Genomic DNA, 14,475 nt, shown 5'->3' with positions numbered 1-14,475 from the left:
GCGGCCGGTCGGTTTCTCGGTTTGAGGATGCCCTGACCAGCGATCGTCACGCCACGGCCGGCCGCGGAACACACCGGCGAGACCCGCACAACGGCGTGCGGTGTCATGGGGCCCGCCGCCACTCCCTTTGCCCGCCCCGGCGAAGGGACCGGCGGCGGGCCCTCGCCCATCTCCGCGCACGCCGCGCGCCGCCGTCCACGTCAGGCGCCGGGCCCGTCCGCCCCGCCCCGCTCCTCCAGGTACCGGGTGTGGGTCTCCTGACGGCGGGACTCCGTGTCGCGCAGGACCGCCGCCAGGTTCTCCGATTCCCGGCGCAGCAGGACCAACTGGCGTTCCAGGTGCCGCTCCGGGGGCTCCTGGTTCGGTGTGAGACGGGTCCACCAGCGTGCTCGTACGTAGCTGTCCACGGCCTCGGGGAGGTCCTGCCGTACCGTCCGGGACAGGGTGTGCAGGCCCTCCGGGTCCTCGGCGAGGAGTTCGGTGGCCCAGCCGGGGTCCAGCAGGGCGGTGAGCAGATCCGTCAGTTCGGTGAGGCGGGCCCCGGCCGCCGGGGACAGGTCCACCTCCGTCAGATAGCCGCGCAACGTCGCGTAGTCGGCGCGCAGTTCGTCCAGCTGGGCCGACGGGTCGGGGAAGTCCGGCAGGGCGGGGCGTTCCGGTGGGGCGATCAGCGCGCCCGCGCCGTACAGGCCGACGACCACGACCGGCCAGTACGGGCCCGCCACCCCGGTGAAGGTCAGCACGAGACCGGCGAGCCCGCACACGCCGCCCGCGATGTTCTTGCGGGACTCCAGGTATCTACTGATAGCCACGGATCTCCTCGAACGCCCCGTCCAGCGACCCCTTCCGCGCGTCGAAGAGGCGGCCGCCGGTCAGCTGGGCGATGTGCTCCAGTTCGGAGCGGTCGGAGTCGCCGAAGAGGATGGGGAAGACGGGGATGTCCTGCCGCTCGCGGGACAGCGTCCGGTAGAAGGAGTCGAAGTCGCCGGCCTTGACGCCCGCCGTGTTCTCGCCGTCCGTCATCAGCACGATCGACGTGAACGTGTCCTGCCCGCCGCCGAGATGGCCGTACGCCTTCTCCAGCGACGAGTAGATCGCGGTCTCGCCCTCCGCGCGCAGCGCCGCGGTGTCCCGGCGGATCGCGGCGAGCCCCCGCTCCGGGTCGGCGGGGCCGACGACATGGGTGCGCACGCTCTTCACCGCCGTCCCGAACGGCATCAGCGTGACCTCCTCCCGGTCGCGGAAGTCGCTGGTGAGGCCGGTGAGGGCCTGCTTCAGCCGGGCGATCCGGTCGCCCTCCATCGAGCCGGAGGTGTCGAGGACGTACACCGTGCGGGAGGGGCGGCGCAGCTGGTTCTCGTACGCGTCGAGCAGCCCGTCGGCGACGGAACGGCTGCCGGGGAACGGCAGTTCGCGTCGGCGGCTCGTGTCGAGTCCGGCCGCGGGTGTCACCGAGGCGACGACCGGGCGGCGCAGGGTGCGGTCGGTGATCAGCCGCTGGACGGCGTCCGAGCGCAGCGCCTCGGTCACCCGGCGCACGTCCTCGCGGGTGTCCGTGTCCGTCGAGGCCAGGGAGGTCAGCGGATAGTCGGCGGTCACCACCCCGTCCTTCGGGCGGATCACGGTCAGGCCCTTGATCTGCTCGAGGACGGACTCGTAGTTGAGGATCGCGTCCACGTCGCCGCGCCGGTCGTACGCGCCGGCCAGCCAGCCCGACGAACCCGATGTCAGCTTCTGCCCCCTGAAGAAGTCCTTCAGCCGGGGCGTCGCCTCGGTCACGTCCGCGTCGGTGAGCGCGGACTGTGCCCCGGAGAGCGCGGAGGCGACGGAGATCAGTGTGGAGAAGCCGGAGTTGGAGCGGGTCGGGTCGGTCATGCCGTAGGTGAGCCCGCCGTCCCGCACGGCCCGCTCGATCGCGGACCAGGTGACCTCCTCCGGCTTCCAGCCCAGCCGTCGCACGGTGGCCGTGCGGACGCCGAGGGCGACGGGGCTCGTCATCACGGGTGTCTCCGAGACGACCTTGTCCGCGGCCTCCGGGCGCAGCCGCAGATAGTCGTTGGACGACAGCCACACGGCGTCGTACCGGCCGTCCGTCCTCCCCGTGGCCAGCATGTCCACGGCGTCGAGCGTGCCGATCCAGGTCGGCCGGACCCTCACGCCGGTGTCCTTCTCGACCCGTTCCAGGACCGGTGTCATATCGCTGAGCTCGCTGGAGGCCAGGATCCGGAGCGTGCCCGGCTCGGCGGCTCCGGGGTCCGTCTCCTCACGGCTGTCCGAGTCCGACGTGCAGCCGGTCAGCAGCGCGGCGGCGGCGAGCAGTGCGGCCGGGATGTGCCGTCTCATCCGAGGCCCCCTTCCAGCGCGCCCCGCGACCGGCTGCGTTCCAAGTAGGAGCTCGCGTGCTGCAGTTCGGAGGTCAGGTTCTCCACCGTCACCGCCATCGCCTCCGTCGCCTGCGCCTTGTAGGTGTCGATGGCGTCGAGCGTGCGGTAGATCTGCTGGAACGCCGACCGCAGCGTCTCCGCCCCGACCGCCGGGTCGGCGGCGATGCGCTGGATCTCGCCGCTCTGCGTCGCCAGCATCTCCGCGTTGCCCCGGATCAGGTCCTCGGTGGTGCCGCGCAGCGCGTCGACCTGCTCGACCACCTTCTTCTGGTTGTCCAGCGCGGACGCCAGCATCACGGAGATCCGCAGCGCCGACACGGTCGTCGTGGCCGCCCGGTCCACGCCCTTGATCAGCTCGTCGTTGTTGCGTCGTACGACGTCCATGGCGAGGTAGCCCTGCGCGCACACGGCGAGCTGGGTGAGAAGGTCCTGGTGCTTCTGCCGGACGGGGAAGAGGACGTCGGCGCGCAGCGAGTCGGCCTCCGAGGGATCGGCGGCCCCGATGTGCCGCTCCACGGCCGTGTCCAGGGCCTCCGTGAGGACGACGTACTCCTGGAGCTTGCCCATGGTCTCCCACAGCCGGACCCGCTCCGTCTGCAACGCCGCGTTGTCACGCCGCAGTTCGTCCTGGCCGCCGCGCAGCGCGCCCACGATCCGGTTCAGAGTGCCCTGTGCCGAGGCGTACTTGGCAATGTGGTCGCGCAGTCTGTTGCCGCCGGGCAGCCGGGAGAGGAACGTGCGTCCCTTGCTCGCGGGCAGGTCGCGCGGGTCCAGGTCCTCCACCACGCGCCGCAGTTCGACGAGCGACCCCGCCACCTGGGACTGGGCGTCCCCGCCCTTGCCGGGCAGGCTGCGGAGCGTGCGCTCCAGCATGCGGTTGGACTGCGCTGTGGCGGTCCGCATCTCACCGCCGCCCAGCGAGGTGATCTCGCCGACCTTGCCGGCGAACTCGGGGGAGCGGGCGTCCAGGGCGGCCAGCCCCTCGACGTACGCGGCCGCCTTGGCCGCCATGTCGGCGCGAACGCCGTCGTCGACGGGTACGAGCCCGCCCGCCTTCTCCCGGGGCACGGCGGCGACGGCCTCGGGCGGTGTGAGGACGAAGTCCCCGTCGGTGGTGTTCATCCGGTGCGTTCCCCCTTATCCGCGCGCCCGTCGCGCCAGCTCGTGCAGCACCGTGGAGGTGGGCACGGGCGCCTGGCGGACGCCGGTCAGTCGCTGCTTGAGATAGGCGGTACGGCCCACGGCGGCCGCCGCGAACTCGGCGACGTCGCCCTGCGGGCGGAAGCCGTGCCGTACGGCCAGCTTGCGCAAGGCCGGGTCGGCGCCGAGGAGCTCGGCGACCTCCCGGCCCGCGTCGGTGAGCGGGACGACCGTGTGGTCACTGTTGACCGTGGTGTCCGGGTAGAGGACGACGAGATCGTCCGCGTTCTGCTGCTCGTCGAGGAGGGCGGCCACCTGGGACTCGTAGACCAGGACGAGCGGGTTGCCGGCCCCGCTGACGAAGTCCCGGAACGCCGCGTCCGTACTGGACTGCTGGGCGCCCTGGACGCCGACCAGCTTGCGCAGCAGGGGAGCGGTGCGCTCGATCTCGGTGTCGCTCGCGACCACCTTGCCGCGGTTGGCGACATAGGAGGCGGCGGCCAGATACAGGGCGCCGGAGTTGGAACTCTCCGGGTCGGTGCTGGAGATGTACAACGTGCCGGTGAGCTCCCCGTACGCGTCGGCGCCCTCGAGCTGCTGCCAGGTGCGGTCGCGCCCGGCCGCGTCGAGGTAGGCGGCCATCCTCAGCGTGCCCGGGTTCTTCCCGTCGAGCACGGCCAGCTTGTTGGCGGCCAGCACCTCGGCGGCGCCGCGCCGGGACACGACGACGAGGGGCGAGTAGAACGGGCGCGGCAGGATCCCGCGTACCCCGTGCTTCTCGGCCAGCTCGTCGGCGGGCGCCCGGCTGGACGGGAAGGCGAGGTCGTACCCCTGGAGGTCCAGGCCTTCCATGGCCCAGGACCCGGAGGTCTCCGCCTCGACGGTGTAGCCCTTGGCGGCGAGGGCCTTCACCACGTCGGGGTCGGCGAAGAATTCGGCCTTCTCCGACCCGATCACCATGCGCACGGTCCTCGTTGCCGTGCCCGGTTCCCCGTTGTCCCGGCCCGCGACGACGGCGGCCACCACGCCACCGATCAGCAGGACCGCGAGGACGATTCCCATAATCCGTCTCACGCCCGGAGCATCCCTGCGGAATCCAACGTTCCCCGGCGGTCCGGATGAACGGCCGGTGTCCGCGTGATACCGGTACGCAACGGGAACCGGCCACTCCGGCCGACGGGCGCGGGACAGGTGATGTCCCGCGCCCGTGGGCCGGCCGGCTCAGCTTGCGCTGGAACGCCTTGATCGTGTTCTTTCCGGGGATGCCGTCGACCGAGTCCCCGTAGCCCCAGTCCGCCGTGAGGTGCCGCTGGAAGGCCTTCCGGCCGTTGGATCCGAGGTCGCCGTCGATCAGGTCGTTGTAGTCCCAGCGGGCCGCCGGCCGGCGCTGGATCCCCTCGGCCTGGCTGTTGCTGAGGCCGAAGTCGTACACCGCCAGCGTGCCGGCCTCGCCGGTCACCGCCGCCTGCCGCACGGACGTGTCGGGCGCCGCGGTGCTGACGGTCGCGCCGGCGAGGCTTCCGGCGGCGATGCCCGCCGCGGCGACGATGCTGACGGCGGTGCGCTTCATGATGTGCGGTCGCACAGGTCCCCCTATGGGCTCGCAGGGCCCGGCGGCGGGCGGAACCTGCAACTGTTCAGGGTCGCCCGGCGGTCAGTCGGCGGCCGTGTCGCCGAGGTCCTCCAGTAGTCGCCGGAGAACCTCGGCGGTGCTCTCGACCACGCCCCGGTCCACTCCGGCGAGCAGGCGCGCGTAGTCGGCCAGATGGTCGGCGAAGGCGGCCCGGGTGACCTCGTGTCCGTGCCGGGTGAGGCGGATCCTGACGGTGCGCCGGTCACCGCTGTCGCGCACCCGCTCGACGAGGCCCTTCGCCTCCATCCTGTCGATGCGGTTGGTGATCGCTCCGGAGGTGACCATGGACGCCTTGAGCAGGGTCCCGGCGGTGAGGGCGTAGGGGGGCCCGGAGCGCTGCAATGTGGTGAGCACGTCGAACTCGCCGTGCTCCAGCCCGTGTGCGGCGGCCGTGGCCTTGGCGGACTTGTCGGTCAGCCGGGCCAGCCGCTGGATCCGGGCAAGGAGTTCCACCGGCCAGAGGTCCTTCACCACATCGGGGCGTTCCTTCGCCCACTGGCCGGTGATCGCGTCCACGACGTCGCTCATGTCCCTCGTTCCTCTCCGTCGGCGACTTCTTCTCAACGTTAAGAGACTTGACGTCGAGGCGTTCGCAGGGGTTTTATCTTAACGTTGAGATTATCAAGGTTGAGAGATGAGGGCGTCCCCGATGCGCGAGCTCGGAATCGCCCTCGGGACTACTCCGGGAGACGACCATGAGTGAGAAGACACCCACCCTGTCCGCGGCCACCACGCCGTCCGCGGCGCTCTTGACCCGGCGTGCGGACGCCGAGACCTGTTCCGACCCGAGCAGTGTGATGACCCTTCTCGCCGACGCGGAGGGGTTCACGAGCTACCGGTCCACCTTCGCGAAGGGCGCCACGGGGGCGCCGGCCCACTTCCACACCCGGGCGACAGAGCTGTTCCTCGTGATCAGCGGATCCCTGCGGGTGCTGGTGGGCGAGGAGGTCACCGTGCTGGAGGAAGGCGACTTCCTCGCGGTCCCGCCCCACACTCCGCACGCCTTCGGGGCCGCCCCGGGGTGTGAGGCGGACGTCCTGTTCGTCTTCACCCCCGGCATGGGCAGGTTCGACTACCTGCGCCTGCTCGGCCGGGTGATGCGGGGCGAGGCCGACCCGAAGGAGATCGCGGAGTCGTCGGAGCGCTTCGACAACCACTACGTCGACAGCCCGGCGTGGCGTGCCGCCCTGGAGGAATCCGCCTGACCGGCGGCCCGCTTCACGGGGTTCCTCCGAGGATGCCCAGGCCTTCAGGCCGGGGAGGAATCGGACTCCTGCGGAGCAGGGCAGGGAAAGCCCGAATCGCCGTCAGGGCGATTCGGCGTCTGCCGCGGCGGCGTACGTACCTACACCTGCACCGCGTGCGGAGCCGTGTCCCCCCGGGACAAGAACTCCGCCCGCGTGATGCTCGTCCGGGCTGGTCTCGACCCGGCTGGTGCTGAGGGCGTAAGACCTCCGGGGGCGCTGCTCCCGGAGGCAGCCTGAGCCAGGAATCCCCTCCCCCAGGGAGGGGAGGATGTCAAAGGACGGTCCGGGTGATCAGCGGGCGGTTCCGGAGGGCGAGGAGTTCGTCGGCGAGGTCGAGGACCGGGAACGGGGGCTGCTCGCCCCTGAGCTCGATGCCGGCCGCCAGCAGGTTCCGGGGGACGGCGTGCGCGTCGAGCAGGGTGCGCCAGTCCTCGGGGGCGAGGCTCAGGTACTCCAGACCCGTCAGCCCCGTGATCTCGAGGGGGTCGGCCAGCGTGCCCGCGTCGGCGGTGAGGGTGCGCAGCCGGGGGAGTCCGGCGAGCGGGGCGAGGCCGACCGGCGTGCCCTGCCTTCCGCCGACGCGGAGCACCTCCAGCTCGGGGCGGGCGGCGGCCTCCACACCGCCCGGGTCGCCGATGTTCACGCCGGCCACCACCGGCGGGACGTCCCCGTCGGGGTCCCGGTGCCAGCCGCTGGGGCGGTCGAGCACCATCCTGGTGAGGGAGTCGGCGCGCAGTCCGGCGCCGATGGTCTGCTCGTGGTCGATCACGACGACCTGCCCGGTGTGCCCGGCCGGGCCCGGTGTCAGGTCGACGGCCAGCCGGTCGCCGCCGCCGTTGTCGCCGAAGGCGATCCAGCCGGGTGAGCCGACGAGGCCCTGTACGGCGGCGTCCGGGGCCGTGACGGCGGCGTCCGTCGCGGCGAACCGCCAGGGAGCGGGACGGGAGCGGGCGTCGGCGATGTACAGCCCGTCCAGGGGGAAGAGCTCACAGCCGACGGCGTCGCTGACGCGCTCCCGCGCCGCGTAGTCGCCGCTCCAGTCCTGCCACCGCGCGCGGGTGACGCGGTAGAGCGCCTTGAGTTCTTCGGGGAGCGGCACCCCGAGGCGGGCCTCCGCTCCGGCGATCTCCTCGTCGGTGGCGCCGATCGCGTCGGGCAGCCGCTCGCGGAGCGTCCGCTCCAGCAGCGCCGGGTCCGCCGAGGGGGCCGGCACGGCGGCCGGCACCGGCTCGGGCAGCCGCCGCCAGGGTTCGGGTACGGCGCCTTCGACCAGGATCAGGGATCCTATGAACGGGCTCGTGACGCCGTGCTCCACGGCGGGCCCCGAGTCGATGACATGGAGCCGTGTCCTGCCGTCCGGGGCCGTCTCGACCACGTACGACACGTTGTCCACGCCGGCGTCCCGGAGGGCGGCCTGCACTCCTTCCACGGCGGTGATCTGGTCCCGTATGCCGGCCGCCGGGTGGTGCTGCGGCGCGGGCAGGGTGAAACCGCCGAGCCCGATCTGGCCCGTGAAGTGGCCGCCGGGCGCGGCGAGCCGCTCCGCCTGGGCGTCCCGTACCAGCCGCAGCAGCGGCTCCCAGGTCGCGAGGTCGTGTATCGAGGACAACGGTGCTCTCCGCTCGGTCGGGTCATTGCCGGCGAGGCGATCCTAGGAGCGGCCACTGACACCGCGTGCGGCCCGCGCGGGGTGGGTACCCGGGGACCCTGGGGAAGGAGGGATGCGCCATGGCAGACGGCGACGACTTCTACTCGCGTGACCGGCCGGAGCACCCGTACCTGGAGGAGGACCGCCCGCGCGGCGGCGGCCCGGAGGACCCCGACTCCCGCGGGACCTGGCCCGTATGGGTGATCGTCCTGGCGGTGCTGCTGGCGTTCGTGCTCTTCACGGTGCTCCTCGGCTGAGCAGCACCGCCGGTGCTCGCCGGGCGCTGCTGCGTCCACCCTCCCCCCGTCGCCCCGGGGAGCCCGGGGCTCGGGCCGGGTCGAAAAAGCCGGGCGGGCCCGGGGAGGCGTGGCGCCCGGCCCGCGCGTCGCTGCGGGTGCGCGCGGGCCGGGGCCGTCGGGGGGAGCCCGGGTGGGCTCAGTGGGACGTCAGCGGGCGCGGCTTCAGCGCCGCGGTGTGCGCGTCCATCCGCTCGGCGGACAGGATCGCCGCCGCCGTGTCGGCACGGGAGGCGGCGACGACCAGGGCGCGGCCGGCGAGCGCGTGGGCCCGCCGGTGCAGGGCCGCCGCGTTCGGCGCGCGGCCCTTCGTGGTCGCCGACGCGCGGGCCGGCGTACGTCCTCCCCGCAGCCGGGTGATCTCCTCGGCGAGCCGCTCGGCCGCGGTGTCCAGATCGGCCGAGGGTGCCGCCACGCGCAGCTCGTCGGTGGCGGCGAGCAGCGCGCCGAGATGACCCGCGAGCTGGATGTCCAGCTCCTCCTCGCGGGACCGGCGGGGGAAGTCGTCGGGGGAGCCGGCCATCGTGCTGTGGACCGACTTGGCACGGATCGGTTCGTACATGGATGGCCTCCTGTGATGCAACAGGAAACCATCTTAGCTTAGAACCTGTCTAAAGTTGAGTCGTTCGTAGAATCGTCGCCCCGCACAGTCTCAGGGCTGGCTGTAGCCGTCCAGGAAGCGGGCGATCCGGCCGACCGCGTCCCGCAGATCGGTGACCGACGGGAGCGTCACGACCCGGAAGTGGTCCGGCTCCGGCCAGTTGAAGCCGGTGCCCTGCACGACCATGATCTTCTCGCGGCGCAGCAGGTCCAGCACCATCCGCCGGTCGTCCTTGATCTTGAAGACGTCCGGGTCGAGGCGTGGGAACAGATACAGCGCGCCCTTCGGCTTCACACAGCTCACCCCCGGGATCTGGGTCAGCAGCTCGTACGCCGTGTCCCGCTGCTCGCGCAGCCGCCCGCCCGGGAGGACGAGTTCGTTGATCGTCTGGCGGCCGCTGAGCGCGGCGACCACACCGTGCTGGCCCGGCATGTTCGCGCACAGGCGCATGTTCGCCAGGACGGTGAGGCCCTCGATGTAGGAGTCGGCGTGGGCGCGCGGCCCCGAGATCGCCATCCAGCCCACCCGGTAGCCGGCCACCCGGTACGCCTTCGACATGCCGTTGAAGGTGAGGGTGAGCAGATCGGGGGCGACGGACGCGGTCGGGATGTGCTTCGCGTCGTCGTAGAGGATCTTGTCGTAGATCTCGTCGGAGCAGACCAGCAGGTTGTGGCGGCGGGCGATGTCCGTCAGGCCCTTGATGACCGCCTCGTCGTAGACGGCGCCGGTCGGGTTGTTCGGGTTGATGATGACGATCGCCTTGGTGCGGTCGGTGACCTTGCGCTCCACGTCGGCGAGGTCCGGCATCCAGTCGGACTGCTCGTCGCAGCGGTAGTGCACCGCCGTACCGCCGGAGAGCGAGACGGCCGCCGTCCACAGCGGGTAGTCGGGCGCGGGCACGAGGACCTCGTCGCCGTCGTCCAGCAGGCCCTGCATCGCCATCACGATCAGCTCGGAGACGCCGTTGCCGATGAAGACGTTCTCGACGTCGGTCTCGATGCCGAGGGTCTGGTTGTGCATGACGACCGCCCGGCGTGCGGCGAGGAGGCCCTTCGCGTCTCCGTAGCCGTGCGCCGTCGACACGTTGCGCAGTATGTCCTCGAGGATCTCGGGCGGGCACTCGAAGCCGAACGCCGCCGGGTTGCCGGTGTTCAGCTTGAGGATGCGGTGACCGGCCGCTTCCAGCCGCATCGCCTCCTCGAGCACGGGGCCCCTGATCTCGTAACAGACGTTGGCGAGCTTGGTCGACTGGATCACCTGCATGCTGGGAGCTTACGGCCCGGTATGGCACTCCGGGCCGTGTTTTCCGCCACGTGAGACGTGTCGATTCGGGTGGTTATGTCGGTGACGGCCGTACGCGGTGCCGTGCGCCTTCATCACGTCCACACCGTCCCTCCCCTCCCCACCACCCTCTTTCTCCGCAGGCTCGGGCGAACCTGAGGGCTCGGGTTACCGGTCGGAAACAAAGCCTTGTCCCCCTGTCGTCCGCATGCCGACAATGCGCATGACAACTCGTACGTCGGGGGACCGGAGGCATTCCGGCCCCCCGACGCCGCTAGAGGGGACCCCCATGAGAAAACCTCTCGTCGTCGCGCTCTGCGCCCTGGCCTTCGCCGGGGCCGGCGCGACCCCCGCGGTCGCTTCCGCGCCAACCCCCACGGGCGCGGACACGACCACGGACACGGCCCCGGCCACGCTGACGGATGTCGTCGACGGCGTGGCCGGGACCGCGGCGGACGCCCTGTCCGCACTCACCGCCCCCAGGGAGAGCGCGGTGAACTTCGCCGGCACCGTCTCGCTCAGCAACTGCTCCGGCTCCGTCGTCCGCATGCCCGGCTCGGCGGACGACGACCCGGCGCTCGTCCTCACCAACGGCCACTGCCTGGAGAGCGGCTTCCCCGCGCCGGGCCAGGTCCTCGTCGACCGGGCGTCCAGCCGCACCTTCGGGCTGCTGAACGCCTCCGGCTCCAGGGTCGCCACCCTGCGCGCCGACCGGCTCGTCTACGCGACCATGACCGACACGGACGCCGCGATCTACCGGCTCGGCACGACGTACGCGCAGATCAAGAGCGCGTACGGCATCGACGCGCTGAAGCTGAGCGGCACCCGCCCGGCGGCCGGTACGGCCATCAGCGTGGTGTCCGGCTACTGGAAGCGGATCTACAACTGCTCCGTCGACGGCTTCGCGTACCGCATGAAGGAGGGGAACTGGACCTGGAAGGACTCGGTCCGTTACACCTCCGCCTGCAACACCATCGGCGGCACCTCCGGCTCACCGGTCGTCGACGGCGCCACCGGCCAGGTGGTCGCCGTCAACAACACCGGCAACGAGGACGGCGAGCGCTGCACCGTCAACAACCCGTGCGAGGTCGACGAGAACGGGCAGGTCACGGTCCGCCAGGGCATCAACTACGCCCAGCAGACGTATCTGTTCCCCGCCTGCTTCGGCGTCGACAACAAGCTCGACCTGAGCGCGAGCGGCTGCGTGATCCCCAAGCCGTAGCACGCCGTAAGGGGTCCGGGCGGTCAGCGGGGAGTCCTGCGGACCGCCCGGCCCGCGAGCACGTCCGTGCGCCGTCCGTCCTCGATCACGAACCGCCCGTCGACCAGCACATGCGGGATGCCCGTCGGCAGCGTCCGCGGCTCGTCGAAGGTCGACCCCGCGGCCACCGTCCCCGGGTCGAACAGCACCAGGTCCGCCCTGTAGCCCTCGCGGATCAGTCCCCGGTCCGCCAGCCGCAGCCGCGCGGCCGGCCGCGAGGTCAGACGCGCGACGCACTCCTCCAGCGACAGCACCCCCAACTCCCGGACGTAGTGACCGAGATAGTGCGGGAAGGTGCCGTACGCACGCGGATGCGGCTTGGCGCCCTGGAGGATGCCGTCCGAGCCTCCGGTGTGCACCCGGTGCCGCATGATCGCCCGTACGTTCTCCTCGTGGCCGACGTGCTGGAGGATCGTCGGGGCGAGCCTGTCCTTCAGCAGCAGCTCCCGGGCCACCACCCACGGCGGCTCACCGCGCGTCCGCGCCGACTCCAGGACCGTACGGCCCACGTACTCGTCCAGCGCCGGATCGCCGACACCCGAGATCTCGATGGTCTCCCACTCCACGGGTACACCGTGGCAGCCGTCCGAGCCGGTGACCTCCAGATGGTGCCGGATCCGCTCGGCCGTCGCGTCGTCCGCGAGCCGCCGCAGGATCTCCTCGGGACCGCCCTCGCTCGCCCAGCTCGGCAGCAGCGCCACGAGGGTGGTGCAGCCGGGGGTGTACGGGTAGGTGTCGAGGGTGATGTCGGCCCCGGAGTCGAGCGCGTCGTCGAGAAGGGCCAGCAGCTCGGGCGCCCGGCCCTTGTTCACCCCGAAGTTCATGGTGGCGTGCGCCAGGTGCAGCGGACAGCCCGCCTCCCGGGTCAGCGCCACCATCTCCTCGTACGCCTCCAGCGCGCCGGCGCCGTAGGAGCGGTGGTGCGGGCAGTAGTAGCCGCCGTACGACGCCACCACCCGGCACAGTTCGGTGAGTTCGGCGTCCTTGGCGTACATGCCGGGCGTGTACGTCAGTCCCGACGACATGCCGACCGCGCCCTGTTCCATGCCCTCCGCGACCAACCGCCGCATCCGGTCCAGCTCTTCGGGCGTGGCCTCGCGGTCCTCCCAGCCGACGGCGAGCGCGCGGACCGTGCCCTGCGGGATCAGATACGCCGCGTTGACGGCGATACCCCGGTCCAGCCGGTCCAGATACTCGCCCACCGACCGCCAGTCGAAGTCGATGTCGTCCCCGGAGCCGTTCCACCCGGCGATCGCCCGGCGCACCTCGCCCAGCGTGCGGTCGTCGACCGGGGCGTACGACAGCCCGTCCTGGCCCAGGACCTCGAGGGTGACACCCTGCGCGGCCTTGGCGCTGTGGTCGGGGTCGCGCAGCAGCGCCAGATCGCTGTGGGCGTGCATGTCGATGAAGCCGGGGGCCAGCACCAGCCCCTCGGCGTCCAGTTCGCGGCGGGCCTTCGGGCGCTGACAGCCCGCGTCCGCCGCCTCCTTCACGATGGAGACGATGCGACCGCCGTCCACCACCACGTCCGCGCGGTAGGCGTGGTCGCCGGAGCCGTCCACGACGTCCGCGTCCCGGATGACGAGCTCTTCCATGCGCCGGCCTCCTAGAAGAACGTACGGATGTAGTCGACCACCGTGCCGTCCGCCTCGGCGAGCGGGATGAGTTCCCACTTGTCGAACGACGTGCACGGGTGGGACAGACCGAGTCCCACCCAGTCTCCCACCTCAAGTTCGGCCTCCCCGGTGGTCCGCAGCCACGCGTGCTGGTCGGACAGTCCGGTCACCGAGATCCCGGTGGCCGGGCGCTCGCTCCCGTCCCGGCGCACCACCTGGGCGAACGGCAGATCGAGGTCGTAGGCCGCGTCCCGCTTGCCGGCGTTGGTGAACGCCTGCTCGTCGGACGGCCGGGACACCACCTGCGTCCACAGCCGGAACGCCGGCTCCAGCGCGCCCTCCTCCGGGACCCGGTTGAAGGGCGTCAGCTCGCGGTAGTGGCCGTCGTCGTGCGAGACGTACGCCCCCGAGCGCAGCAGCTTCAGCACGGGGGAGGAGAGTTCGGGGACCTCGGCGAAGACATCGGCCACCGCGTCGAACCAGGCACTGCCGCCCGCGCTCAGCACGATCTCGTCGAGCCCCGCGAACCGCCCCGCCTTGTCGAAGTCCGCCGCGAGGGACACCAGCCGCCGCAGCCAGGCGTGCACCCGCTCCGGGTCCGCCCGCGGCACCTCGCCCTCGTACCCGGCGACCCCGGCCAGCCGCAGCCCGCGCGCACCGGCCACGGCGTCGGCGACGGCGGCGCACGCGTCCTCCGTCCGCGCCCCGGTCCGCGCGCCCTCACCGGCGGCGAGCTCCACGACGACGTCCACCGGGCGGGAGGCCCCCGCCCCGGTCAGGGCCGCGTCCATCAGCTCGACGCCGCGTACGGAGTCGACGTAGCAGATGAAGCGGAAGCCGGGGTCGGCGTCCAGCTCGGCGGCGATCCAGCGCAGGGCCGCCTCGTCCACCAGCTCGTTGGCGAGGAAGATCCGCTGTACCCCGAACGCCCGCGCCACCCGCACCTGATGCGGAACCGCCAGGGTGATGCCCCACGCCCCGTGCTCGATCTGCCGCCGGAAGAGCTGCGGGGCCATGGACGTCTTGCCGTGCGGCGCGAAGGCGAGGCCGTGCCGGGCCGCGTACGTCTCCATCAGCCGCAGGTTGTGCTCCAGGCGCTCGGCGGAGAGCGCGAGCACGGGGGTGGTGAAGCCGCCCGTGAAGAGGTTGCGGCGCTGCGCGGCCAGCTCCCCGACGGTCAGGCCCCCGGCGTCCGGCGGGAGGCCCTTGAAACGGTGATCCACACGTTCCTCGGTGAGGCGGGCCAGAGCGTCGAGGACCATCAGAACCTCCTGATCAGGCGTGTTGCAAACTGTGCAACACTCATTGCGTATATCGCTCACCGCTGTCTAACATCTCGGCCACGCGGGGTCAACGGACACCGCGGCA

The 14,475-nt window shown here is 71.8% G+C and carries 13 protein-coding genes and 1 pseudogene; 4 read left to right on the top strand and 10 right to left on the bottom strand.

Annotated features, from left to right (window positions below):
* Nucleotides 1-200: 200 nt before the first annotated feature.
* From IF28_RS0116995 to IF28_RS0116975, 5 genes are all read right to left on the bottom strand, one after another.
* Entirely contained in the window at nt 201-812 is a 612-nt protein-coding gene (locus IF28_RS0116995) for a hypothetical protein (RefSeq protein ID WP_030220520.1), read from the bottom strand.
* Nucleotides 799-2,343 carry a substrate-binding and vWA domain-containing protein gene (locus tag IF28_RS0116990; protein WP_030220519.1) on the bottom strand — a complete coding sequence of 515 codons (1,545 nt, stop codon included), beginning with the start codon at nt 2,341-2,343 and terminating at the stop codon, nt 799-801. Before IF28_RS0116990 ends, IF28_RS0116995 begins: the two co-directional genes overlap by 14 nt.
* Nucleotides 2,340-3,506 (bottom strand): toxic anion resistance protein, encoded by a 1,167-nt coding sequence (locus IF28_RS0116985; protein ID WP_030220517.1) that lies wholly within the window; start codon nt 3,504-3,506, stop codon nt 2,340-2,342. Before IF28_RS0116985 ends, IF28_RS0116990 begins: the two co-directional genes overlap by 4 nt.
* A gap of 15 nt (nt 3,507-3,521) precedes the next feature.
* On the bottom strand, nt 3,522-4,598 hold the full coding sequence (locus tag IF28_RS0116980; RefSeq protein ID WP_030220515.1) for a substrate-binding domain-containing protein: 1,077 nt from the start codon (nt 4,596-4,598) through the stop codon (nt 3,522-3,524).
* A 580-nt stretch (nt 4,599-5,178) separates the two neighbouring features.
* Nucleotides 5,179-5,685: a MarR family winged helix-turn-helix transcriptional regulator gene (locus tag IF28_RS0116975; protein WP_030220512.1), complete on the bottom strand. Its 507-nt coding sequence runs from the start codon at nt 5,683-5,685 to the stop codon at nt 5,179-5,181.
* A gap of 167 nt (nt 5,686-5,852) precedes the next feature.
* Between IF28_RS0116975 and IF28_RS0116970 the strand changes: the two genes are divergently transcribed.
* Complete coding sequence (locus tag IF28_RS0116970) at nt 5,853-6,362, top strand: cupin domain-containing protein (protein WP_030220508.1); 510 nt, start codon at nt 5,853-5,855, stop codon at nt 6,360-6,362.
* Between the two features lie 135 nt (nt 6,363-6,497).
* A pseudogene (locus IF28_RS39860) lies at nt 6,498-6,641 on the top strand (RNA-guided endonuclease TnpB family protein); the annotation flags it as partial.
* 34 nt (nt 6,642-6,675) lie between these two features.
* Here IF28_RS39860 and IF28_RS0116965 read toward each other — a convergent pair.
* Nucleotides 6,676-8,013 (bottom strand): SMI1/KNR4 family protein, encoded by a 1,338-nt coding sequence (locus tag IF28_RS0116965; protein WP_030220505.1) that lies wholly within the window; start codon nt 8,011-8,013, stop codon nt 6,676-6,678.
* A gap of 119 nt (nt 8,014-8,132) precedes the next feature.
* On the opposite strand from IF28_RS0116965, the gene IF28_RS39460 reads away from it, so the two are divergent.
* On the top strand, nt 8,133-8,309 hold the full coding sequence (locus IF28_RS39460) for a hypothetical protein (protein ID WP_030220502.1): 177 nt from the start codon (nt 8,133-8,135) through the stop codon (nt 8,307-8,309).
* A gap of 178 nt (nt 8,310-8,487) precedes the next feature.
* Here IF28_RS39460 and IF28_RS0116955 read toward each other — a convergent pair whose 3' ends face one another.
* Nucleotides 8,488-8,910 carry a hypothetical protein gene (locus tag IF28_RS0116955; protein ID WP_030220499.1) on the bottom strand — a complete coding sequence of 141 codons (423 nt, stop codon included), beginning with the start codon at nt 8,908-8,910 and terminating at the stop codon, nt 8,488-8,490.
* Between the two features lie 90 nt (nt 8,911-9,000).
* Nucleotides 9,001-10,212, bottom strand: coding sequence for a pyridoxal phosphate-dependent aminotransferase (locus tag IF28_RS0116950; RefSeq protein ID WP_030220496.1), 1,212 nt, complete (start codon nt 10,210-10,212; stop codon nt 9,001-9,003).
* Between the two features lie 307 nt (nt 10,213-10,519).
* Here IF28_RS0116950 and IF28_RS0116945 point away from each other — a divergent pair, with 307 nt between their 5' ends.
* Nucleotides 10,520-11,452, top strand: coding sequence for a S1 family peptidase (locus IF28_RS0116945; RefSeq protein ID WP_030220493.1), 933 nt, complete (start codon nt 10,520-10,522; stop codon nt 11,450-11,452).
* A gap of 23 nt (nt 11,453-11,475) precedes the next feature.
* Here the strand turns inward: IF28_RS0116945 and IF28_RS0116940 are convergent, their stop codons facing one another.
* Nucleotides 11,476-13,086 (bottom strand): N-acyl-D-amino-acid deacylase family protein, encoded by a 1,611-nt coding sequence (locus IF28_RS0116940; protein ID WP_030220491.1) that lies wholly within the window; start codon nt 13,084-13,086, stop codon nt 11,476-11,478.
* An 11-nt stretch (nt 13,087-13,097) separates the two neighbouring features.
* On the bottom strand, nt 13,098-14,369 hold the full coding sequence (locus IF28_RS0116935; RefSeq protein WP_030220488.1) for an amino acid deaminase: 1,272 nt from the start codon (nt 14,367-14,369) through the stop codon (nt 13,098-13,100).
* Between the last annotated feature and the right edge of the window lie 106 nt (nt 14,370-14,475).

The organism is Streptomyces sp. NRRL WC-3626, assembly GCF_000718785.1.
GTDB lineage: Bacteria > Actinomycetota > Actinomycetes > Streptomycetales > Streptomycetaceae > Streptomyces > Streptomyces edwardsiae.
Note: the sequence above shows the minus strand (reverse complement) of the source record. Positions and strands in the feature narration are given on the sequence as shown.